The following is a 21,443-nucleotide window of genomic DNA, read 5'->3' as shown; positions in this document are numbered from 1 at the left end:
GTCCTTGATGGTGTAGGCGAACACGTCGGTGCCCGAGGCGTTCGGGTTGGCATGGTAGCTGTAGCCGCCATTGGCATCGACCGTCAGCACGCCATAGGTTCCCGTCACCGTGGAGCCGGCGATGCCCGTCCAGGCGATCGAGGCGATGCCGTCGGCGCCGGCCGTATCGGCCGCACCGGTGCCGTGGGTGCTGGTCCCGGTCTCGACATTGCCGGTCACCGTCTCGCCCGACTGTGCGGCGTCCGTATCGGCTTTGGCTGTCGGGACGTCGTTGACGATATCGATGGTGAGCGTGGCGGAGGCTGGGTCGCCGTCGGAATCGACCACCTTGACAGCGAAATCGTCGTGAGTGCCGTTACCCGTGGTGCTGTCGAGCAGCGTGTAGGAATAGGTGTAGCCAGTCGCCGGCGTGCCGGTGATGGTCAGGTCGCCATACTGGCCGTGCACCAGGATGCCGCCGGCCGCGTTGGTCACCTCGATCTGGGTGTTGTCCTTGTCGGTGACATAGAGGTGGCCGATCGTGTCGCTGCCCGTGGTGATCGTGAGCGCGCCCGTCGTCGTTTCGCTGGTGTCGCTGTTGTTGTTGGCGTCGTTGTCGGCAATTTCGCCGGAGCCTGCTGGCAAGCCGTCATGCGGCGGAAGGCCGGCTTCGTTCGCCGCGCTGTGGCCGTTCGCGTCGGGGTTCTGAGGCGTTACGTCGATGGTCGGTATGGAATCCGGCTTCAGATTGATCGTCACCGTCGCCACCGAGGCGTCGCCGTCGCCGTCGACGATCTGGTACTGGAACGTCACGGTTCCTTCCTCGCCGGCAGCCGGCGTGTAGGTGAAGGTGCCGTCATTGTTGTAGGTGACCGTTCCGGCGCCGCCGGTCAGCGAGTTCGCCACATAGGCGACCTTGGTCGGATCGGCGATGTTGACGCCGTCCGCGCCTGGCACGTCGTTGGCGAACACGTTCACCGTCACCGGTGCGTTCTCGGTTGCCTGCGTGCCGATGTCGTTATGTGCAACAGGCACATCGTCCACAATCTGGACCGACAGCGTACCGGGAGCCGAGACATCGCCGTCTGGGTCGGTCACGGTCACTGTCATATTATCGAAAATGGGATCGCTGCCTGCTGGATGTGTCTCGCTGTGCAGCAGCGTGTAGGTGTAGGTCACCTGGCCGGTGCTGGCGTCGTAACCGCTGATGGTCAGCGTGTTGCCGAGCGGCGTGGTGATGTTGATCGGCGTCGACGCGCTGTCGGCAAGGGCAGCGCCCGAAATCACCTGGCCGGCAATCGTCAGCGAGCCGACACCGTCGGGCGAGGCGATGGTGAAGGTGCCGGTGTTGATCTCGGACTGGTCGCTGTTGGGGGCGGGATTCTGCGCCTCGCCGGAGCCTTCCGACCCCGAGCTTGCCGGCAGGCCCTTTTCATTGACCGTGGTGTCGCCGCCATCGACGGAAGGTGTCAAGTCGATGATCGACGGCGTTGAGTCGGGCAGGAGACTCGGAAACAGTTCACGATGTTCCGGCTGGCCGAACGCCAGATCCGTCGGCGGCAACAGTGCCGAAAGGCCGAACCCATCGCCAATGCCGCCGGGGGGAACTGAGAAGTCTCCGCCCGCACTCGAGGTTGAACCGCCTGGGCCCGCAGATATCGATCCGTCGGCGCCAAAGGCGACATCGACATGGCTTGCTTCCAACGCCGCGATCAAGGCTACGCGCGGCACTTCGACGTCGCCGATGAGGAAGGTCGGCACGTTCAGTGCGCCGTCCTTGATGACGATCACCGAACCGTCGGCCTGTTCGAGCACGAGGTTGTGGCCGTCGACTTTGATGTTGTCGATCGAGACATTGGCGGGAAGCTTCACCACATTGCTGGCGTCGGCCACATATTCGTGTGGTGCCGCTGCCGCCGGGGCCTTCGCCTCCGCGGGTGCTTCCGGCTTGACGGGCGTGCCGTTGCCGACATCGACAGGAACCGGTTCGGCGGCTGCCGGGGCGGCCTTTTGTGCCGGGGTTGCCTCCGCGACCTGGATCTGCGCCTGCGACGGCAGTCCGCTGTGTTCAGAGTGCTCGTCCCAAGAATGAGAGACGGTGTCCAAATCGTTACTGTTTGTCATGGCCAAACCCCTTCGGCATTTCCCGGAAAGAGACAGTGGCCACCTCTACTTTGCAACTATCATGCAATCCATTTCATATATTCTGGTATGCTGGCTTCGGCATTTTTTACGCGTGGTAAACTCAAACCATATAACCGGATATACATGGGCTGGTATGCGATCTATCTGATAGGGGTCGGCACTGGTCACTTGGTAAACAGAAGTATAAATTCGTATAAAATTTTACACAAAATAGGGATTATCAAGTACAGGAAACTTATCCACCTTCCTTTCCAATAATTTGAGGCGGAATTGGTAGCGTCCACAGTCAAAGGTGGGCGTTATGACAAAAGAAAAATCTGCCCAAGGGGCAATCGGGCTCAAAGCGCTGCTACTGCTGGTCGGCATCATGAGCCTGCCGCAGCCGTCGTCCGCGAGCAATTTCCCGGCGCTTGTCGATCCTGCCGATGCGCTGCTGGCGAAGGTCGAAACGCCTTCCATCCTCGGTGGCGTTTCGCTCATGCGGCCGCAGCCCTGGCAGCCTGCCCCGGCCTACAGGATCGGCATGGTTCTCGCCAGCTATGGTCCTGCCGCCGTCGATCAGGAAAACGATTCTTCGACGACGCAGAACAATGCCGGGATCGATCCCATCCAGACCGCGGCGATCATTCCCGGCGTGTTCGGATCGGTCGCGCTGTCCATGCATAATTTTCCGGTTTCGGCACGTTGGGCGCCGGTCTACAGGGCAATCGTCGACTGTTCCACGGGCAGTGCGTGCGATGGCAAGAACAGCCTCTTTGTCGCGATCGTCAATGCTGCCAAGGACAAGCGGTTTATCGACAAGCTGTCCTTCATCAACTCAAGCATAAATCACGCGATCGCCTACAAGAAGGACAGCGTGGTTTACGGCAAGCTCGACTATTGGGCCAAGCCCACTGAAATTCTCGAGCATCGGGCGGGTGACTGCGAGGATTTCGCCATTCTCAAGATGGCGGCGCTGCTGCGTGCCGGTATTCCGGCGCAGAGCATGTCGCTCGTCGTCCTGCAGGATCGCAAGCGTGGCTTCTTTCATGCCGTTCTGTCTGTCAGCACCGGCAGCGGTGTGTTCATCCTGGACAGCCTGAGCAACGTGGTCTCGCGCGACAGCGATCTCCCCGACTACGTACCATTGTACTCGTTCAGCACCGACCGCGCGTGGATCCACGGCACCAGGCCCGGCGCGGCGCAAGTTGCCGATATCAAAGGCGGTCTTGCAACGGTCGCGCCCGGCGAGGGCTTGCAGCCATAGCGTTCCCAAGACAAGCGACGCAGCCGGTTCGGGCCCCGGCCGTGCCGAAGCGCGTTGCGTCGAAACGGATCCATGCCCGGCGCTTCAGGTCCTGTTTTTATGCATGTCGTCTTCGCCTTTTGGGCGACATGCGTTAGCCGCCGAAAACGAAGGCCATCAGCAGCTCCGGCTCGATCACCGGCGCTCGCACTGCGTTCAATTGCCCCCGGTAGCGGCGGTCGCCTGCGCCGATGACGAAACCGGTGGCGACCGGTGTTTCGCCATTGGCGTCGAGCCGCGAGAATATGTCAGCGACATTGAGGTCCAGAGCAAGCTTCAGGTCGTGGCGCGCATCTTCGTTTGGCGCCACCGGCAATTGGCGCCTGACCAGTTGCTGGAACGGCGCGTTGAAGGTCAGGATCCTCTTCGACGATGAGAGTGCAAAAGCTGGTGACGGACAGGCGACCAGAATGGCGTTGATCGTCTTGATCGACGCAAGCCTTCGCAAGGTCTGGTTTTCATCGGCCAATCCGCGCATGCAGGCCACCCGGATTGCCGACGTCAGGTTTCCTGTGTTGGCATGGCTCTCGGCGATCTCGTCGATCAGCATGCCGATCGTGCATTTGCGGCTTTCGGCCATCTGCTTCAGCGAGGTCCAGAACGCCCGCTCCAGACGAATGCCGCGTCGTGTGCCGCCACGCGCCACAACCCGGAATTCCAGCCCGAAATCCTCCGTCGCCATGGGCGGAAGCAGCCGTTCGCGACCGGCAGGAGGGGAGGTGGCGCTATCGCTCACTCATTGCCTCCTCACGTGCCTTGTTGATCGGCTTCATCAGATAGGTGAGGATGGTTTTGCGGCCGGTCTTGATGTCGACCGAACAGATCATGCCGGGGATGATCGAATAGGTCTTGCCGTCCCGCGTCAGCGTCGACCTCTCGGTTGCGACGCGCACCTGGTAGTAGGGTTCTCCCGTCTTCTGGTCGACCAGGCTGTCGGCGGTGATGTTGGAGACCTTGCCCTCGATGCCGCCGAAGATCGAGAAATCATAGGCGGTGACCTTGATCAGCGCGTCCTGGCCCGGCCGGATGAAGGCGACATCCCGTGGTGAAACCCGCGCTTCGACCAGCAAGGTCTCGGAAGTCGGCACGATGCCGGCCACGACCGCGCCGGGCTGCACGAACGCGCCGACCGTGTTGATATCAAGCGTGTTTACGATCCCGTCGACAGGCGAGCGGATGTCGGTGCGCGCCACTTTGTCGGTGGCGCCGCGTATCGTCTCGTCCACCACCGAGAGGTCGGCCAGCGCCTGCGTCAGATCGCCGAGGGCCTCCTGTTGCAGCTGCAGGCCAAGTTCATCGACCTGAAGCCGGGCTTCCGTGATGGCCGACTTGGCTTTCTTGATGGTTTCTCCAGCGAGCGTCAGCTGACCGTTGAGCTCGGTCATCTCGCGCTCGACGCGGAGCTGCTCGGTACGCGCCATCAGGCCTTTCTTGACCATCGATTCAATCAGCTTTGCCTCCTGGTCGCTGACGGCCAGATTCTGTGTGAGGCGGTCGGCATTGGCGGTCGCTTCGTCCAGTTCCTTCTCCCGTTGGTCGAGGCGCGACTTGAGAACCGACAGCTTGACCTGGAAGTTGTCGCGGCGCGCGACGAGCAGCTTCTGCTCGTTGTCGCAGATCTCCGGGGCGACCTTCTGGATTTCGGACGGGCACGGAAATGAGCCTTCGAGATTGCCGGCCTGTTCGAAGGTGAGCCGGGCGATGCGGGTCTGCAGAGCCCGCGCCTTGGCTTGCTGCTCGCCAAGACTTGAGGTGTTGAACGTATTGTCGAGGCGGATGATGAGGTCGTTCTTCTTGACGATCTGCCCGATCGTCACGGCAATTTCCTGAACGACGCCCGGCTCGCTGGCCTGGATAATCTGGGTCTTCGATGCGGGTATGATCTTGCCGTCGCCGCGCGCGATTTCATCGACCTCGGCATAGGAGGCCCAGGCGACGGAAGACACAAAGAGTGCCCCGATGATGAATAAGGACGCCGACGCGAAGAGCGGCGGCCGGTCTTCCCTTGCAAGCATGTCCTACAACCCCAACGCATTGAATGCGTTCAATAAGTCTGTTTTTCAGGCGTTTGTTTTCTGCAGCGCCTGTATCACTTGATCCTTTGGTCCATCGGCAACGATCCTGCCTTGCTCGATGACGATAAGACGGTCGGCCAGCTCGAGCATGCTGAAGCGGTGCGTCGAAATGATCAGCGTCGTGCTCCGGTCGAAAGCCACTTTGAGCTGCTTGATCAGCTGGCGCTCCGAAGCCAGGTCCATCGAGCCCGACGGCTCGTCCAGGAAAACGATTTTCGGTTTGGTCAGCAGCAGACGGGCAATCGCCATGGTCTGCCGCTGGCCGCCCGAGAGATTGGTGCCGCGCTCACCGACATTCATGTCGTAGCCACGCGGGTGACGGGAGACGAAATCGTCGACGCCGGCGGCTTTGGCCGCTGCGACGATCTGCTCATCGGTAGCCTCCGGACAAGCCATCAGGAGGTTTTCCTTGATGGTGCCCGAAAACAGATCATTGGCTTGCGCAACGATGCCGACCGCGGCGCGAACCTCCGATGGGTGGTATTGGCGGATGTCGATCCCGTCCAGCAGCAACTCGCCTGATGTCGGCAGGAAGAGCCTGCCGATCAGCCGGCCCATGGTTGTCTTTCCCGAGCCTATGCGACCGATGATACCGATCCGCTCACCGGGCTTCACCGAGAAATTCAGACCGGTCAGGACCTCATTCTCGGAGCCCGGATAGACGAAGCCGACATTCCTGAACGCCATGGCACCATTGCGAATGGGCCGGTTGACGAAACCCACCGTATCCGGGCGATCCTCCGGCTGCGCCATGATCGAGTTCACCATGCGCAAGGAGAGCATGGCCTGGCGAAGTCTGGACAGAGTAATGGCGATCTGGCCGAGCGGGGCCACCGACCGGCCCGCCAGCATGACGGTGCCGATGATGGCTCCGGTGGAGACATGTCCTTCCGAGAAGGCATAGGCACCGGCCACGATCAGGGCAACGGTGACCAGCTGCTGGATGGCCTGCGTTGTATTGCCGGCGGCCGCCGAAAGCTGCTTTATCTTCTCGGACGTGTTGGACGCGTTCTTGGAATGCTCTGCCCATTTTCGCAACAGATACGCCTCGGCGCGCAGCGACTTGATCGTCTCCAGCGTGGAGATGGATTCGACCAGCAGGGCCTGCCGTTGCGAGGCCTCGTTCATCGAGGCCGCGACACGCTTCCCGATGCGCCGCTGCGTGATCAGCCCAACGATCACGGACGCGACGAAGGCCAGCGCCGGTATGATGACCAGCCAGCCGCCTATCGCATAGATGACCACCAGAAAAACGAACACGAAGGCCGTGTCGATGAACACGCTGATGGTGTTCGACGTGAAGAATTCGCGCACGAACTCATACTGCGTCACCCGATTTGCGTATTCGCCCGTCGAGCCTGGCCGTGCCGACAGGGACGAGTTCAGCACTTTCTCGAACAGCAAATAGGAAATGCGCAGATCGGCCTTGCGCCCGGCATAGTCGATGAGCGACGCCCTGGCGGTCTTCAAAAGCAGGTCGAACAGGATGACCGCGCCGATGCCGATCGACAGCACCCAGAGCGTCGATATTGCCTTGTTCGGCAGGATCCTGTCGTAGACGTTCATGGTGAAGATCGGCGAGGCGATGGCCAGGAGGTTGATGAACAATGCCGACAGGATGACCTTCGAATAGGTACGCCAGAACGGACCCATCGTTCCCGTCAGCCAATGTCGCCGCTCGATCTTCGGCGCCGAACCGACGTTCATCCCTTCGGCAGCGTTGGCATAGGTTATCGAGAAGGAAACGCCGCCGCTGATGTAGCTGGTGGCCAGCTCGGATCTCGTAATGGTTACGCGGCCGTCTTCCTGGGGAGCGGTGGTGAATGCGCCGTCCTCGGTTTCGGCCAGCAGGGCAACCGGCAATTGGCTGACGCGAAACACGATAGCGGGGAGGTCGATGCGCCCCCGAAGAAACTCACGATGGCTGAACTCGGTGATTTCAAGGCCGATGCGTTCGGCAATATGCCGGATGGCGTCGATGTCGATGCGCGTGTCCGACAGCGGCACGCCGGCGAACAGCACCGTTTGCGCGCTCGGCCTGCCGAGATAGCCGGCAACGGCCGAGAAGCAGGCCTTGAACGCCTCCTTCGGGGAGAGGATGTTGGGTTGCTGGTTCACGATCCGCCCATAGGGACTTTCGATCGATCCTTACCTCAGCCTACTTTTTCCTGACCGGTGCCAGGATATCGAACGGCAAGTCGTTCTTCTGTTCCGACGGCGTCCGCGCATAGGTTTCGGTGTCGGCGTTTTCCGGTGCCGCGAACTCGGTCCGTGCGTAAGCCGCGGCCTGCTTTGGCGGGCGGATGTCCATCGTTTTCAGCAACTGCCCCGTGGCTGCCAGAAGCCGATACTGGGCAAAGAGAGAGGCGTAGGATGCGGTGTCGGCCAGCGTTGCCGTGTTGAACCGCGTATTCTGCGCATCCAGCACATCGAGCAGCGAGCGCTGCCCGACTTTGAATTGCTCGCGATAGGACGCAACCAGCTTCTCGCTGGACGCGGCTTGCAGCTTCAGGGTCTTTGCCAGGTCGGCTTGCCGGAAGCGGCGATCCCATGACGTGCGAACGGCTTCTTCGATTTCCCGCAGCACCTGATGCTGGGCAAGCCGCTGCTCGCTGGTGCGGCGGATCTGCTCCTGCTCGTTGGCCTTGTCGATGCCGCCCCGGTACAGGTTCCACCGCAGCACCAGGCGTGCTTGCAGGTCGGACGTGTCTCCATTGTCGCCGTCGATGTCGTACCCAGCCCGAGCGACGCCTTCGGCGACGATCGAGGGGCCGTATTTCGCGCGGGCCGCGTCCACCAGCGAGGCCGCCGCTGCGATATCGCTGTTGGCCATATGGACGCGCGGATTGCTCTCCCGCGCAAGGCCGATCGCATCGTCCAGAGACCTTGGCAGCGCGCCGGAAACATCGCCCGGCCTCGATGCATTCGTGAGCGGCTTCCCGACGGTCTTGAAGAACCGTATCCTTGAAGCCTCCAGCTCCTCCGAGGCTTCCTGCATGCGGGCCTTGGCCGCGAACAGGCGCTCTTCGGCCTGTTGCCGGTCGGCCTCGTTCAACCCGCCGCCGGCAATGCCTTCCTGGATGTCGTGGAGAATCCCTTGATGAAAGCCCAGGTTCTTCTTTGCCTCTGACACGATCGAAGCCTGAAGCATGTATTCGAGGTAGTCCTGGACGACCGAGAGCCCGATGAACTCTGACCGCTCCAGGACACGAAATGATGCGCCGTCGACGCGTGAGGCCTGGCGGTTCAATTCGGCCCGCCTTGCGCCGCTGTCATATACGGTCTGTGAAATCGTCAGATCGGTTTCCGCCGGATAAAGCGCGTCGTGCTCTATGTCGAGCGCACGTCGCGACGAGTTGTCGAGGCGGCGAGCCCCTGCCGACGCTTCCAGGTCGACGCTGGGGAGATAGAGCCCCTTGGCCTGCCGCAACTCGAACTCGATTGCTTCGCGATTTTCTATGGCCTGGCCGATCTCGGGATTGGATTCGACGGCAACCGCCATTGCTTCCTGGAGTGTAAGTGCGCTCGCATTTGCGCAGGTCAGCATCGTAGCTGCCATCAAAAGACCAAGGCGCTTGCCCATAGTCGAGATGCTTGTCGTATTCATTTAACCCGCCCCAACGTTTCCCCCACGCCCTTTTCGAGCGCTGAACCAAGCCTGAGCCCGTCTCAGGGGACTATCCAACAATTTCAAGAAATATGTGAGTGAATATTAATTTAGAGGCATCTAAATTAGGGATTTCGGCCATAAGGTTGGGAAATGTAGCAAAAATGGCACAAAATCGGGGTCGCCGAGGCTTCGGCCAAACGCCGCCTGATGTGGAAAAGTCCAAACGCACAAACGGCTGAAGGCCGGCGGAACCGTATGTAGTCCGTCTGAGCTGAAAGGTTGCCGTGGAAATTTAATGACGCTCCGGCCAAGATCATGCCGCGGCTGCATCAAGGGCCGATGCTGAATCTCGGGTTGCCTTATAAACTCCCAAGCACGGCCCCAGTGGCGCTTTTTTGTTAAGCCTCGCGCAATACTTGCGATCTATGCTGCTGCCAGATTGTCGAGGATAAAATGAAGCGCAGGCCGATATTACTCTTCGCTTTTCCAGCTTTCATCCTGATGATTCTGGCGTGCGAGCGAATAGCGACCATGCTGCTCGGAGCCTATCCCGCCAGCCCTGCCATGTGGAGGGTCTGGCTTGAACTTCGCCCCCTGTCGGCGATGTTTTGGCAACAGATCAACCTGGATCTCGGCGGTTCAATGGCCCTGGATGCCGTCATCCTGGTTGCGGCGGCAATGGTGTGTTGGAGCGCATGCCGCATGAAGCGGGCGACCGCCTTCTTCCTGGCCAACCACGTTGCCCTGCTATTCGCCGGGCTCATGATCGCTTCCAGCAGTCATTCGGAGACGGCGAGCACGCTCGCGGCAATTCCGATGTCCAACGGCCTCCAGTTCGCTCTGAAGATCGATTTTACCTGGCAGAACAGCCTGGTGCTTGTTCTGGGTCTCGCGGCCTGCGCGTACTGTCATGTCACGTTCCTTCGCGAAACGCGGCTGCGCGGAGAGTCCCTGGCCTTGCGCCTCATGGCTTTGGGACGGGATATGTAGTCTGGCGCACTGGGCGTTTTGAGAGCGCGCCAATATCCCTGACCGCCGTCCCTTGAAAGCTGTGAGGCTCGGCGCCGGCCAGCTTCACCCGAACCCGACACGCCTCAATTGATCTTGCGATAATAGACCTTGCCGTCCGGCGTTTGCGTTCGCTGGTAGGAGGGGTTTGGAGCAGGAGGTGCGGCGGCAACCCTTCTCTTGGGTGGCCGCGGCGTATCGGCAATTGCGGGTTCGGCCGCGACTTCGGTGTCGGGAGACGCTTCCGCCACGGTACTCGTCGTGACGACGGGTTCCGGCGCGCTCGAGACGCCGGCTTCGCCGGCCAATGGAAGGTTCTGTTGCAGGCGGGCTATGTTGCCGTTGATTTCGTTGAAACTGCCCTGCAACTGGCTGTCGAGCTTTTCAAATCGGCTTTGAAAACCGTTGTTGACCGTGTCGAGCCGGGCACCGATCCGCTGCTCGAACGTGCCGAGTTCCTCGAGACGTCCCTCCACGGTGCGCAGGTCGCTGATGCCCCGGTAGAGGTAGATGGCGGCCGTGGCATTCAGCACGGCAAACAGCGTCAATCCGACGCCGACCACGACGGCCAGCCGGGATCTGCTCCTGGCGCGGTCGAGCAGTTGCGGTTCAAGTTGCTCGGCGATGATGGTCGGTACGTCCGGGTCACTGATCGTCGTCATTGAACAACCACCTTGGTGCCCACAGGCACGCGCTTGAAAAGATCGATCACATCCGTGTTTGTCAGGCGAAAGCAACCCGACGTGCCGTCGAATCCCACGCCCTTGGGATCGTTGGTGCCATGGATGCGATAGAGCGTGTCGCGTCCGTCCCGAAGCAGATACAGCGCCCGGGCGCCGAGCGGGTTGTAAGGGCCCGAGGGCACCAGCTCCGGCAGTTCCGGCTGGCGGGCGCGCATTTCCCTGGGCGGGCGCCACTGCGGCCATTCCGTCTTGGCCCCGACCTTCACGACCCCGGTCCAGCCAAATCCGTCACGCCCAACGCTGATCTGATAGCGTAGCGCCTGGCCCTGGCGGGTCACCAGGTAAAGCGCCTTCTCGTTCTTGCGGATGACGATCGTGCCCGGCTGCTCGGTGGTTGCGAAGGCAACGGCCTTGCGCAGGCTGGGTCCCATTGCCGGCAGCGGCGGCCGGTCCGAAAGCGACCGCGCCTGGGCGAAGTCCTGGGCGGACAGCGCCAGTGCCATGCCCAGCACGCAAGCGCCGGCCAGCCCTGGGGCGATCCGATATCTACCGGGCAGCGTCATCAAGCCGCTCTTTGAACATCTTCTTCAAATCCTTGTTGAAGCGCGCCCGGCCATCCACTTCGGAGGGCAGGATCGCCCGGTTCAAGGCATCGGTCAGAAGGGCGTTGTCCAGCGCGACCGATTTGATGTGCGGCGCCTTGAAGATCTTCTCGAGTTCGCTGCGCGAAAAATGGTTCCCGAACCATTTGCGCTTGTGCTTGTTGGCGACCAGCGTGATGCTGACCGCATTGCCGCGCAGTTCACGGATTTTACTATAGAGCCGCTTGCCTTGACGCAGCGATGCGACATTGAGTTCGAAAACGATGAAGATCTCGTCGCTGGTCGAAAGCACCGAATTGTGCCAGGGCGTTTCGATATTGGGCAGGTCGATGACAATGTCGTCGAACCGGTAGGCGACGAGGTCCAGAAGCCGGAAGACGAAATCGCTGCCTTGCGGCTCGAACGGCAGTTGCGGCCTCTCGAAGGCATAGAGGGTGAGACCGGACGGGCGCGAAAGCTTGATGACATCCATCAGTTCGACATCGAGCCGTTCCGGCTGGCCGATGATGCCCGTCAGGTCGAACTGGTTGAACTGGTTGATATAGGCGCCGCAATTGGCGCTCTGGAAATCGAGATCGACCAGACAGGTCGAAGCCGCGCGCTCGGCCGATTTCGAGGCGAGGTGCTCGGCTGCCGACAGCGCCAGCGTCGTGGCACCGGCACCGCCGCTGGCGCTGATGAAGGTGATGATGCGGCTTTTCGTGCCCTGGTTGCCGGTATCATGGAAAGTTACCGCGTTGAGCAGTTCCTTGCCGTCGAGCGGCTTGTGCAGCCAGTCCGAGGCGTTCATGCGGACCAGAACGCGCGTCTGTTCGGACGTCAGCTCATCGGAAACCGCGATTAGCGGCACGGTTGCCCACAAAGCGCGCGCCTCGACGATGCCTGATTTGCCGAGCAATTCGCCATTGCCGAGATCAAGTATGACGATGCCCGGGCGCGTATCGGCCGGCGGCCCCTTGAGAAAATCGTCCGTCTCGGAGACCCGGACGTCATAGATCGCCAGCGCATCGAGCCGGGTCGCCACATCGCGCTTGAAATTCGGATCCGACGAGAACAGCGCCACCTGCTTTCGCTTGGTCGGTGTAACCTTGGTGTTGATGGCGTTCATGGAAAGGTGCTCTTCATGTCTTCGCCCGTAGCCGTGCTCAGCATGGAGGGCATGGTGATGGTTCCGAGACCGAGAAAACCGGCCAGAAAGAAGAACTGGAAGGGATGATTGACAATGCTGACGGTGACCGTTGGTACCGGCCCATTGGGCCGCGTCCAGTAGCCGAGCCCCGAAGCCTGATACTGAATCTGGACCTCGGATTTCAGAAGGGTTGGCAGGAAAGTCAGCATTCCCGGCCGGTTGCTGCTGCCGCTAAAGATGAAGTCGAAAGCGGCCTGGTTCACATTGAGGTTCTGGCATGTGGCGCCTGTTCCACAGGTGCAAGACACAACTCCGGCGGCACTGGCCGTACAGATATAGCTGTAAGTGTTGGCTGGTACCGCCTTTCCCACATCCAGTGAGTCGCTGGGGGTTTTTGCCTCGAGCAGAAGTCCGCTGGCGATCGGAGCGGAAATCTGCGCCAGCCTGGCGCCGGCCTGCACCGCTTTGTTGCCAGCATTCCATTGGTAGAGGGCATAGCCAAAGTCGACGAAACCAAGCAGCAAAGTCAGCAGCATGGGCATTGCAATGGCCGCCTCTACCATTGTCGCGCCGGATTGGTTTCTCCAGAACGTGCCGTGCGAGATCACCATCCCAAGACACGCTCCTGATGGAACACAGTGAGCTTGACGTTACCAAAGCCAAGATAAGACCAGAGGCCCAGGGTAGGATACGGATATGCGGCGCTGACCTGCACGACAACGACGTTAGCGGTGCTGCTGAGATAGAGCTGGGTACCGGTCGCGGTGTCGACCGCCGGGGTCGATAATACTGGCGTGATGGTGACCTGAGCCGTGGTCCACCCGGTAACCCTCGCGGTACCGCCCTGGACGGCCCCATTCACGGCCAGGTTTGTTGCCAACACTGAACAAGTATTCCAGTCGCTGCTGCAGCGCGCCATGTAGCGGGAGGCATCCTCGACTCCAGCTTCGAGAAGCAGACGCGTGTTGAAGATGTTCGAGAACTCGAAGACGCCGGCCGACAGCAGCAACACGAATGGCGTGACGATCGCTATCTCGACCAAGGCAGAGCCTTGTTCGTCGTGGTGGAACCGCTGGAGGAACTGTCTCAGTTTGATGAACATGGCGCTACCGGTACAATTGCGCTTCGTTGCGCTGCAGCTTCGTCAATGTGCCTTGGCCTACCACCGTGCTGATGTCCTGCATCTCGCCGTAAATGTCGGCGTTGGGCGCGCCGCCCGCCGGCTCGGTGATAAATACACTTCCAAAGGCTTGCACTGGCAAGGTCTGACCACCGCCTTGGACCGCGTTCGCCACGCAGTCGATGATCGCGACGTAGAGCAGCCGCCGATCGGCGCTTTGGGTCGTCGTGTTGCATTGCGGCGCCGTTGCCTCCTGGCCGCTCTTCAAAGTCGGATTGTTGATTTCATACTTGTAGACACAGTATCGGCTCGGGCTTGCGCCGCAGGCCGCTACCACCCCGGAAGTGCTCGCATTGCCATGGTTGACGGTCCAGTACCCGGAGAAATCCCATGTGCCATCTCCGAGTGCCCCCGCCTGTGTGCAGGTCCCAGATGTAAAGCAATTGTCCCTGGGCAGCGCCATGTAGTTCTTGGCCTGGCCGCTGTTGGGTGCGCTGTAGCTGCAGTTATTCTTGCCTGCGTTCGAAACGACCATTCCCTTTCGGACATTCGGCGCCGGCGGATTGATTGTCGGATCGGTTTTGTACGGGCCGCCATTGTTGTAAATGTCGAAACGGGTGTTGATGCCGGCATCCACGGGAGGAATGTTGCCCGGGCGGGTCGTCACCCCGCTCTGGTCGTAGCAAGCAGGCGGGTTCGTAACGGCGAACATTTCGGTCATCGCTGCCGTATTCTTGTCCCCTTCCGGCGATGACAGGAAGCCGTAATTGCCCGGGCCGTACTGCGCGCTGGCGCCACCTTGCTGTTCTTTGAGCCAGATCATCGGCTTCGTGGTTCCAGACAACGCTGTCTGCAACGCGCCAATACTGGCATATGGATTGCAAATGAACATCGGCGTGAACTGACACAACGCATTGGTGAATCCCGCCACCGCTTGTGGCCGCACGTCCATCCTGTCGGTGCTGCCGATGAGGCTGGCTGGAAAAATCGTCGCGAAGGCGCCCGCGCCGTCCGTCGCACCCGATGCGTTCACAGTCACTTCGGTAAACTTGACGGCCTTCGGATCGGTGCTGGCCCAGTTCTTGGCATTTGAGTCGACGCCCGCGGCAGTCAACGTGATGTCATCGCTCGCCGGTATCCCGGTCAGATAGGTAACCGTTACGTCAGCCAAGGCGATTTGGTGATCACCTGATGTCGAAAACACCGTCCTGTTGGCCACAAGGTTGGTGACGGCCCGGTTGGCCCGGGTGATCGCATCCGAATTGCCGTCGAGTTCCGCCGCGGCGGCAAGCGCCATCGCGTCTATGCCCTTCTGGAGATCGTTCTGCAGGCTGTTGACCCGGCTCATGTCTATGGCCAGCAGCGAGAAGCCGATAAGCACGGGTATCATGATGGCCACGAGGATCATCGCTACGCCGCGTTGATCGTTCCAGAAGGCTCGAATGGTCCCCAACATGACCTTACTCTCTGCTTTCCTGCGCAAGGGCCCCTCGCATGCCCGGCGCCTCCGCATCCTTCCGTTCAGCTCACTGCTTCGTCACTCCCGACCCGCCGACATTGACCGTGATCGCCGGCGGTGGTGGAGGTGGCGGTGGAAATTTGTAGTTTTGGGCAACGGCGGCGGCGCGCGTGCCGTCGCCTTCGATATGCGTGTTCCTGGAGGCCGGATTGAGCGGATCGACCGTCTGCAGAAGCGAATTGAACTTCTGCGTGTCGCCGGCGGCCAAGGTCACCGTGTCGTAATGGTTCAGATAGTCGGCAGCGCAGCCCGAAAGCGCACCGGCGCAAAGTATGAGGATCAAGGCGCTATTTCTTGACATAGAGCATCTTGTCCTTCGATTTGAAGTCCAGCATGTGGCCATAGGGGCCGGTGACGCCGTCGCCCGTCTCATATTTTCGGATCATGTCCTTGTTCACCTCGAGCTGACCAAGCACGAAGAATTCCGGATCGTTGGCCGGCCGCGTCTTGTCGAACGGCGTCGCCAACTGTTCGCCGGGCTTCACCGGCCGCACGACATGCGGCGTGACGATGACGACCAGTTCGGTCTCTTCCTTCTGGTTGCTCGAATTGCGAAACAGCGTGCCGATGACCGGCACCTGGCCGAGCCACGGCACCTGGTTCTGCAGCTTTGTGGTCTTGCTGGACAGCAGCCCTCCGACCGCGAAGCTCTGGCCATCGCGCAGTTCGACGACGGTATCAAGCTTGCGATTGGTGAAGATCGGGTCGCCGGCGGTGGTGAAGCCGGTGAGATCGCTGACCTCCGGCGCCAGCTTCATATGGATCTTGCCGTCGTCGAGTACGACCGGTGTGAACAGCAGATTGACGCCGAATTGCTTGTACGTGATGGTTACCTGGCCATCATTGCCGAGGACACGGATGGGCACTTCGCCGCCGGCGTTGAAGCTGGCCGGTTCACCGGAAAGTGTGGTGAGATTGGGCTCGGCCAGCGTGCGCACCACGCCCTTGGCCTCGAGCGCCTCAATGAGTAGGTCAACCTTGATGTTGCTGTCGATGACGCGGGTGACCAGTGCCGCAAAGGGGCTGGAGGTCGACAACAGGCCGGCGATAACATTGCCCGTTCCGGCCAGCACATTATCCTCGTCGACGGCAGCACCGCCCGTGCCAAGCCGGTTCGTGCCGCTGCCGTTCGTACTCCTGATCGACACGCCAAGGTCGCGGCCGGCGTTACGCTTCGCCTCCAACACGCGCACTTCAAGATTGACCTGCTGGCTGTCGTCGACAGTGACGGAGTTGATGATGGCGTCGGGGCCATACTGCTGTGCCACTTCCAGGATCGACGCCAGCGTCGCGCCGTCCTTGACATGGCCGCCAAGCCTGACCTTGCCGTTGATCGAACCGATTTCGATACGCGCCTTGGGCGCCACCTGGCGGATCGCCTGCGCCATGTCGCTGACGTCGACGCCGACCTCGATCTGGATGACGCCGAGCGAGCGCTTGTCCGGGGAAAACAGATTGACCGTGGTGGTGCCGGCGCCCTTGCCGATGACATAGAGCGTACGGTCGGTCATCGGCTGGGCATCGGCGATCTTCTCGTCGCCGACGACGATATCGCCGAGGTTGGCGCTCACCTGGATGGTTACCGATTGCGACATCGGCAGGAAAACACGATGGACGCTGGGGTTCGACACGTCGATGAAGCGGTCAGCTGCATCGGCCGCGAGGCTCGATAGCGTTACCGCCGCCAGGCATGACAACGCGGCCGCAGCTATCCTTACGCAAAACCCCTGCATCCCCGTCTCCCCACTGCTGCTACCGCTGGCAGCCCCACTTTATTAGCCGCATCTTATCATGGTTGTCGCGGCACGTCATATGTATCGAGCTTCACCCCCCGGAACACGCCCACTGTCACGTTCTTGGGCGGCTCGGGCTGCACGTATTTGACCACTTCCTTGACGACTTCCCGCACTTCCGGCGTAGACGCCACGGCTGGAACGGGCTTGACCTTGCCCAACTCGTCAAGGCGGCTTCCAACCCGCTCCACGGCCTGGGCGAGCCCGGCTAGCTTGTCGTCCGCACGCTTACGCTCCTCGGCTGCGGCAGCTTCAGCCGCTGCTTTCTTGTCGAGCTCGGCCTGCCTTTTGGCAACGTCGTCTGGCGTTTCGCCGGTCAAATCCGAGAGCGTCACGCGCTCGGTCGTTTCGCCCTTGCTGGCCGCGGCCTGGCGCAGCGCCAGCGACAATTGGCCGGCGCCCGCCGCAAGCGTCAGCTTCTGCGCATCCTTGGTGCTGGCCTCCAGCGTCACCGACTTCACCACTGTCGGGCTGTCCTTGCTCTCGTCGGCCACCTGGTCGACCGCGAGCACCTTCATGCTCTGCAGAAGCACGTCGACGAAACTCTTGTCCGCGCCATCACCGCCGCGTTCTGTGCGCGTCAAAAGGACATCGACCCGGTCACCGGGAAAAACAAAGCCGGCGACCCCGAGCACGTCATTGACCCTGATGGAAACGGCCTTCATGCCTTCGCCGAGCACTGCTGAAAGCGTTGCGCGCTGGCCAGGGCCGGTGATCTTTGTGGCGAGAACAGGCTCATTGGTGCCGATCGCCTGCAACGCCTGCTTGGTGCCTTCGCCAGCCAGCGCTTCTTTTGTTGTCTTGAAAGCGCCGGCCGGAACCGCGCCCGCCGGCCACGCCACTTCGCGCAGCTTGTCATCGGTCAGCATGTCGCCGAATTTCAATGGTACGGCCGCCACGACGACCGTATCGCGCGGGACGTCATCCGTCCGCGCCATCGCATTGCGCTGGCTGGCCAGCCAGATATTGGCGAGCACAACCGCAAGGACGCCGAACACGCCGGCGAGAACGATCATGATAAGCGTATTGGCACGCATTCTTCCACCCCACCATCGCCCGCTGGGCGAATGTCAGCCCCTTCTAAGCGTAGAATTCTGGGCCGGAATCGAGCGATTCCGGCCCAGAAGGTTCTTAGCAAGTGCCGCCGGCAGTGCCGTCGGCCTTGATGCCCTTGGTGTTCAGATTTGCGCAAAGGCCGGTGAACTGACTGCCGACCCATCCGCCGATAGCAATAATCGCAACGATCGATGCTGCTGCGATGATGCCTATCAAGATTGAGTACTCCACCATGGCAGCGCCGTTTTCATCGGAGTTGAACTGCCTGGCGACATCGATAAGCCGCTTCATGGCTATCTCTCCTGGTCAACCTGGGACGCAAGCGCCAGTGCCGGTGCCAGCAGCATCGAGACCCTTGCCGGCCAGCTTCGTGCAGAGGCCGCTGAACTGACTGCCGACCCATCCGCCGATGGCAATGACCGCAACAATCGATGCCGCGGCAATGATGCCGATCAGGATAGAGTATTCGACCATAGCAGCGCCGTTCTCATCGTCGCGGAACTGCCGGGTCATCGTCATGAGCTTCTTCATGTCAATTTCTCCCTTTGGAGGTTGAACCCGACGAGACAGAGCCAAGGATGTACCCCATACCCAGCATCCCCCGTCATCTCGATCCTAGGTCCCGAGAAATTGCCGAGTCAAACGCGATTAACGGTTCCTTAACTTCCCAATACATGAACTCGCGAGTTGAGCGCGACGTTAAATTCCAGCAAGAGCTTGATTCGTCTAATTTTTCAAGCGCTCTTAACCATTCGTTCACAATTATGTCGTTCACCTAATTGAGTAACTCCTACTTTAGCCATATAGCATATTCCTTTATATCTAAGGGGTTAGAGGAAAATTTCGGGATGGCTTAGGTGCCGGAGCACGCCAGGGTTGCGGAATGCCCCGCAGCTCAATGCATCCTGATATTTGAGTGACGCAGAGCCTGAAATAAAAACGATATTTTTCGGCGACGGTCCTTAACTATGTTGAAAGTATTGACTACGCGCAGGCGTCCGGGCGCTTGTGCCCCACTTGGTTAATGTTTAGTTTCCGCTAATATGCATCGAAGGGGAGCATAGGCGATTATGCTAGGGCGGTTTATCAAGGGGGCGAGCGAGCAGCCGGTGGCCGCTAAGCCCGAGTCGTTAGTGGTGCTGCCCATTGCGCCGGCACTTTCGCCGGCCGCCGACATCGAGTCCCATGGCGATGGTTTTCTGACGCTCAAGGTCGAGCTTCATCGCCACCTCATCGATCGTTTCAATCTGACCGCTCTTGAAAGTGCCTCCAAGGATGAGATCCTGAGCGAGATCCTTCCGATCGTTCGCGAATTCGTTCGAAACCGAAACGTGCCGCTGAATGCGCGCGAACTCGACCAACTGACCAGCGAGACAGCCGACGAGATGCTGGGGCTCGGGCCGATCGAGCCGCTGCTCAAGGACGATACGATCACCGACATAATGATCAACACCCACAAGCGCGTCTTTATCGAGCGGCGTGGCATCGTCGAAGAGACGGCAATCCGGTTTCGCGACGAGGCGCATCTGCTGCGGGTCATCAACAAGATCGTCTCGAACATCGGCAGGCGCGTCGATGAATCGTCGCCGATGGTTGATGCCCGGCTGGACGACGGATCGCGCGTCAACATCGCGGTGCGACCCATCTCGGTGGACGGCCCGCTGGTCTCGATCCGGAAATTTTCCAAGAATCCCTATTCGCTCGAACGTCTCGTGGTGCTCAATTCTATTCGGCCCCCGATGGTTGAGCTGTTGCGGATCGCCGTACAGGCACGCAAATCCATCCTGGTTTCCGGCGGCACCGGCAGCGGCAAGACGACCTTGCTCAACGCGCTATCGAGCTACATCCCATCCAGGGAACGCCTGATCACCATCGAGGATGCGGCCGAACTGCAACTGCAGCAACCGCATGTCGGGCGTCTGGAGACCCGTCCTCCAAATGTCGAGGGCAGGGGCGAGGTCCGCCAGCGAGAACTGCTCAAGAACGCGCTGCGCATGCGGCCCGATCGCATCATCGTCGGCGAGGTGCGCGGCGAGGAAGCCTTCGACATGCTGCAGGCGATGAACACCGGACATGAAGGCTCGATGACCACCATCCATGCCAACACGCCGCGCGATGCCATCTCGCGGCTGGAGCAGATGGTCGGCATGGCGGGCATGCCGATGACCCACGAGTCCATTCGGGCGCAGATCGCCTCGGCTATCGACATCATCGTGCAGACCCAGCGCCTGTCGGACGGCGGCAGGCGCGTGACGTCCATATCCGAACTGACTGGCATGGAAGGCAATGTCGTACAGCTCCAGGAGATTTACAACTTCGTGCGTCGCGAGGTGACCGCGGACGGCAAGGTCATCGGGGATTTTCGCGCCACCGGCGTGCGTCCGCGTTTTGCTCCGGAGGCAGCGACGCTCGGGCATCATTTTGCCAAGGATGCCTTCAATCCGCAGGTTCCGCTCTGATGCCGACCGGCCAGGCACTGCTATACTTTATCTATATGCTGGCGGCGGCTTCGGTCATTCTCGCCGGGGAAGCTCTATATCTTTCCTTTGCCGGCCGCCGGTCCCGGATTGGCGTGATCAATCATCGGCTGAGGCGGCTGGCTGACGAAGCGCCCGCGGAACAGACCCTGCAGGGATTGCTGCGCGAACGTGGACTGACGGAATCAGGCGACTTTCTATTCAGCATGATCCGGCTGAACAGGCTCTATACCCAGTCCGGCATCACCGGAAACCCAATGGTTTTCGCCACGACGTTTCTCTGCGCTGGACTGGCGGTTGCGTTGCTGATGTCGGTCTTGTTGCATTTCTCTAACTTGGTGTCGCTCATCGTTTTTCTGGTGATCGCATTCGGGCTGCCGCTTCTCGTTCTTCGCCGCGCCCGCAACAAGCGCATTCAGAAGTTTGCAAAACAGCTTCCGGATGCGCTCGACATGATCGTCCGTTCGCTGCGAGCCGGACATCCGGCTTCGGTGGCGGTCGCGCTCGTAGCGCGCGAAATGCCTGATCCACTCGGTACCGAATTCGGCATCGTTTCCGATGAAATCACATTTGGTCTGAGCATCGAGCAGGCAGTGCGGAAGCTGTCGCAGCGCGTGGGCTTCGAAGGCCTTCATCTGCTGTCGGTGTCGCTGTCGATCCAGTCCAAGACAGGCGGCAATCTTACAGGAATCCTGTCCAATCTTTCCGTGGTGCTGCGCGACAGGCAGAAACTCAGGATGAAGATCCGGGCGCTTTCGGGCGAGGGCCGCGTGTCCGCGTGGATCATTTCGCTGTTTCCCCTTGTTATGTTCCTGATCCTTCAACTGCTTGCCCCGTCCTACTACGGCACCGTCTGGGACAGTCCGATGATCTTGCCGGTATTCACGATTTTCGGGCTGTGGGCGTTGTTGGGCGACTTTATCATGTACCGCATGGTCAATTTTGATTTCTGACGGGAGCGA

21 protein-coding genes are annotated in these 21,443 nt (G+C 60.5%); 4 read left to right on the top strand and 17 right to left on the bottom strand.

The window, feature by feature from the left end; all coding sequences use genetic code 11:
* Both AC1DX4_RS31555 and AC1DX4_RS31550 read right to left on the bottom strand, forming a co-directional pair.
* A partial coding sequence (locus AC1DX4_RS31555; protein ID WP_477224041.1) for an Ig-like domain-containing protein occupies positions 1-2,103 on the bottom strand: 2,103 nt, incomplete at its 3' end.
* A gap of 222 nt (positions 2,104-2,325) precedes the next feature.
* Positions 2,326-2,604, bottom strand: a complete 279-nt coding sequence (locus AC1DX4_RS31550) for a hypothetical protein (protein WP_477224040.1) — start codon at positions 2,602-2,604, stop codon at positions 2,326-2,328.
* A gap of 43 nt (positions 2,605-2,647) precedes the next feature.
* Here AC1DX4_RS31550 and AC1DX4_RS31545 point away from each other — a divergent pair, with 43 nt between their 5' ends.
* On the top strand, positions 2,648-3,370 hold the full coding sequence (locus tag AC1DX4_RS31545; protein WP_477224039.1) for a transglutaminase-like cysteine peptidase: 723 nt from the start codon (positions 2,648-2,650) through the stop codon (positions 3,368-3,370).
* 133 nt (positions 3,371-3,503) lie between these two features.
* Here AC1DX4_RS31545 and AC1DX4_RS31540 read toward each other — a convergent pair whose 3' ends face one another.
* From AC1DX4_RS31540 to AC1DX4_RS31525, 4 genes are read right to left on the bottom strand one after another with little or no spacing between them, the layout of a single operon-like run.
* Complete coding sequence (locus tag AC1DX4_RS31540; protein ID WP_477224038.1) at positions 3,504-4,145, bottom strand: ribbon-helix-helix domain-containing protein; 642 nt, start codon at positions 4,143-4,145, stop codon at positions 3,504-3,506.
* Positions 4,135-5,424 carry an HlyD family type I secretion periplasmic adaptor subunit gene (locus AC1DX4_RS31535; RefSeq protein WP_477224037.1) on the bottom strand — a complete coding sequence of 430 codons (1,290 nt, stop codon included), beginning with the start codon at positions 5,422-5,424 and terminating at the stop codon, positions 4,135-4,137. Before AC1DX4_RS31535 ends, AC1DX4_RS31540 begins: the two co-directional genes overlap by 11 nt.
* A 45-nt stretch (positions 5,425-5,469) precedes the next feature.
* Positions 5,470-7,602: a type I secretion system permease/ATPase gene (locus tag AC1DX4_RS31530; RefSeq protein WP_477224036.1), complete on the bottom strand. Its 2,133-nt coding sequence runs from the start codon at positions 7,600-7,602 to the stop codon at positions 5,470-5,472.
* 40 nt (positions 7,603-7,642) lie between these two features.
* Positions 7,643-9,091: a TolC family protein gene (locus tag AC1DX4_RS31525; protein WP_477224035.1), complete on the bottom strand. Its 1,449-nt coding sequence runs from the start codon at positions 9,089-9,091 to the stop codon at positions 7,643-7,645.
* A 456-nt stretch (positions 9,092-9,547) separates the two neighbouring features.
* On the opposite strand from AC1DX4_RS31525, the gene AC1DX4_RS31520 reads away from it, so the two are divergent.
* Positions 9,548-10,084, top strand: a complete 537-nt coding sequence (locus AC1DX4_RS31520) for a hypothetical protein (protein WP_477224034.1) — start codon at positions 9,548-9,550, stop codon at positions 10,082-10,084.
* A gap of 104 nt (positions 10,085-10,188) precedes the next feature.
* On the opposite strand, the gene AC1DX4_RS31515 is transcribed toward AC1DX4_RS31520, so the two are convergent.
* The 11 genes from AC1DX4_RS31515 to AC1DX4_RS31465 all read right to left on the bottom strand — a co-directional run bounded on the left by AC1DX4_RS31515 (position 10,189) and on the right by AC1DX4_RS31465 (position 18,535).
* On the bottom strand, positions 10,189-10,764 hold the full coding sequence (locus tag AC1DX4_RS31515; RefSeq protein WP_477224033.1) for a hypothetical protein: 576 nt from the start codon (positions 10,762-10,764) through the stop codon (positions 10,189-10,191).
* A complete protein-coding gene (locus AC1DX4_RS31510; protein ID WP_477224032.1) occupies positions 10,761-11,348 on the bottom strand; it encodes a L,D-transpeptidase in 588 nt (195 codons plus the stop codon). Before AC1DX4_RS31510 ends, AC1DX4_RS31515 begins: the two co-directional genes overlap by 4 nt.
* Positions 11,332-12,495: a CpaE/TadZ family protein gene (locus AC1DX4_RS31505; protein WP_477224031.1), complete on the bottom strand. Its 1,164-nt coding sequence runs from the start codon at positions 12,493-12,495 to the stop codon at positions 11,332-11,334. Before AC1DX4_RS31505 ends, AC1DX4_RS31510 begins: the two co-directional genes overlap by 17 nt.
* Positions 12,492-13,127: a TadE/TadG family type IV pilus assembly protein gene (locus AC1DX4_RS31500; protein ID WP_477224030.1), complete on the bottom strand. Its 636-nt coding sequence runs from the start codon at positions 13,125-13,127 to the stop codon at positions 12,492-12,494. Before AC1DX4_RS31500 ends, AC1DX4_RS31505 begins: the two co-directional genes overlap by 4 nt.
* On the bottom strand, positions 13,121-13,618 hold the full coding sequence (locus AC1DX4_RS31495; RefSeq protein ID WP_477224029.1) for a TadE/TadG family type IV pilus assembly protein: 498 nt from the start codon (positions 13,616-13,618) through the stop codon (positions 13,121-13,123). Before AC1DX4_RS31495 ends, AC1DX4_RS31500 begins: the two co-directional genes overlap by 7 nt.
* Before the next feature lie 4 nt (positions 13,619-13,622).
* Entirely contained in the window at positions 13,623-15,092 is a 1,470-nt protein-coding gene (locus AC1DX4_RS31490; protein WP_477224028.1) for a TadE/TadG family type IV pilus assembly protein, read from the bottom strand.
* 70 nt (positions 15,093-15,162) lie between these two features.
* The gene (locus tag AC1DX4_RS31485; protein ID WP_477224027.1) at positions 15,163-15,438 is read right to left on the bottom strand and encodes a hypothetical protein; all 276 of its coding nucleotides are present in this window, start codon (positions 15,436-15,438) and stop codon (positions 15,163-15,165) included.
* Between the two features lie 4 nt (positions 15,439-15,442).
* Complete coding sequence (locus AC1DX4_RS31480) at positions 15,443-16,888, bottom strand: type II and III secretion system protein family protein (RefSeq protein WP_477224026.1); 1,446 nt, start codon at positions 16,886-16,888, stop codon at positions 15,443-15,445.
* Positions 16,889-16,944: 56 nt separating this feature from the next.
* On the bottom strand, positions 16,945-17,985 hold the full coding sequence (cpaB, locus tag AC1DX4_RS31475; RefSeq protein ID WP_477224025.1) for a Flp pilus assembly protein CpaB: 1,041 nt from the start codon (positions 17,983-17,985) through the stop codon (positions 16,945-16,947).
* 94 nt (positions 17,986-18,079) lie between these two features.
* Positions 18,080-18,295 (bottom strand): Flp family type IVb pilin, encoded by a 216-nt coding sequence (locus tag AC1DX4_RS31470; RefSeq protein WP_477224024.1) that lies wholly within the window; start codon positions 18,293-18,295, stop codon positions 18,080-18,082.
* 15 nt (positions 18,296-18,310) lie between these two features.
* The gene (locus AC1DX4_RS31465; RefSeq protein ID WP_224688881.1) at positions 18,311-18,535 is read right to left on the bottom strand and encodes a Flp family type IVb pilin; all 225 of its coding nucleotides are present in this window, start codon (positions 18,533-18,535) and stop codon (positions 18,311-18,313) included.
* Positions 18,536-19,074: 539 nt separating this feature from the next.
* On the opposite strand from AC1DX4_RS31465, the gene AC1DX4_RS31460 reads away from it, so the two are divergent.
* Together AC1DX4_RS31460 and AC1DX4_RS31455 are read left to right on the top strand one after the other, a co-directional pair.
* Positions 19,075-20,463: a CpaF family protein gene (locus tag AC1DX4_RS31460; RefSeq protein ID WP_477224023.1), complete on the top strand. Its 1,389-nt coding sequence runs from the start codon at positions 19,075-19,077 to the stop codon at positions 20,461-20,463.
* On the top strand, positions 20,463-21,434 hold the full coding sequence (locus tag AC1DX4_RS31455; protein WP_477224022.1) for a type II secretion system F family protein: 972 nt from the start codon (positions 20,463-20,465) through the stop codon (positions 21,432-21,434). The genes AC1DX4_RS31460 and AC1DX4_RS31455 overlap by 1 nt, the downstream gene beginning before the upstream one ends.
* The last annotated feature ends 9 nt before the right edge of the window (positions 21,435-21,443 follow it).

Source organism: Mesorhizobium sp. P3_A8, from assembly GCF_056402995.1.
This window is presented reverse-complemented; position numbering and strand designations above follow the sequence as displayed.

Coding starts and splice junctions, on each gene's coding strand:
- AC1DX4_RS31550 (WP_477224040.1), bottom strand. CDS start 2,604: ATGAGCGAAACGCCACCGAGGATGGAAGGCGTTTCGACCTTCGCCAGC.
- AC1DX4_RS31545 (WP_477224039.1), top strand. CDS start 2,648: ATGGTTCTCGCCAGCTATGGTCCTGCCGCCGTCGATCAGGAAAACGAT.
- AC1DX4_RS31535 (WP_477224037.1), bottom strand. CDS start 5,424: ATGCTTGCAAGGGAAGACCGGCCGCCGCTCTTCGCGTCGGCGTCCTTA.
- AC1DX4_RS31525 (WP_477224035.1), bottom strand. CDS start 9,091: ATGAATACGACAAGCATCTCGACTATGGGCAAGCGCCTTGGTCTTTTG.
- AC1DX4_RS31520 (WP_477224034.1), top strand. CDS start 9,548: ATGAAGCGCAGGCCGATATTACTCTTCGCTTTTCCAGCTTTCATCCTG.
- AC1DX4_RS31515 (WP_477224033.1), bottom strand. CDS start 10,764: ATGACGACGATCAGTGACCCGGACGTACCGACCATCATCGCCGAGCAA.
- AC1DX4_RS31510 (WP_477224032.1), bottom strand. CDS start 11,348: ATGACGCTGCCCGGTAGATATCGGATCGCCCCAGGGCTGGCCGGCGCT.
- AC1DX4_RS31505 (WP_477224031.1), bottom strand. CDS start 12,495: ATGAACGCCATCAACACCAAGGTTACACCGACCAAGCGAAAGCAGGTG.
- AC1DX4_RS31500 (WP_477224030.1), bottom strand. CDS start 13,127: ATGGTGATCTCGCACGGCACGTTCTGGAGAAACCAATCCGGCGCGACA.
- AC1DX4_RS31495 (WP_477224029.1), bottom strand. CDS start 13,618: ATGTTCATCAAACTGAGACAGTTCCTCCAGCGGTTCCACCACGACGAA.
- AC1DX4_RS31490 (WP_477224028.1), bottom strand. CDS start 15,092: ATGTTGGGGACCATTCGAGCCTTCTGGAACGATCAACGCGGCGTAGCG.
- AC1DX4_RS31480 (WP_477224026.1), bottom strand. CDS start 16,888: ATGCAGGGGTTTTGCGTAAGGATAGCTGCGGCCGCGTTGTCATGCCTG.
- cpaB (WP_477224025.1), bottom strand. CDS start 17,985: ATGCGTGCCAATACGCTTATCATGATCGTTCTCGCCGGCGTGTTCGGC.
- AC1DX4_RS31470 (WP_477224024.1), bottom strand. CDS start 18,295: ATGAAGCGGCTTATCGATGTCGCCAGGCAGTTCAACTCCGATGAAAAC.
- AC1DX4_RS31465 (WP_224688881.1), bottom strand. CDS start 18,535: ATGAAGAAGCTCATGACGATGACCCGGCAGTTCCGCGACGATGAGAAC.
- AC1DX4_RS31460 (WP_477224023.1), top strand. CDS start 19,075: ATGCTAGGGCGGTTTATCAAGGGGGCGAGCGAGCAGCCGGTGGCCGCT.
- AC1DX4_RS31455 (WP_477224022.1), top strand. CDS start 20,463: ATGCCGACCGGCCAGGCACTGCTATACTTTATCTATATGCTGGCGGCG.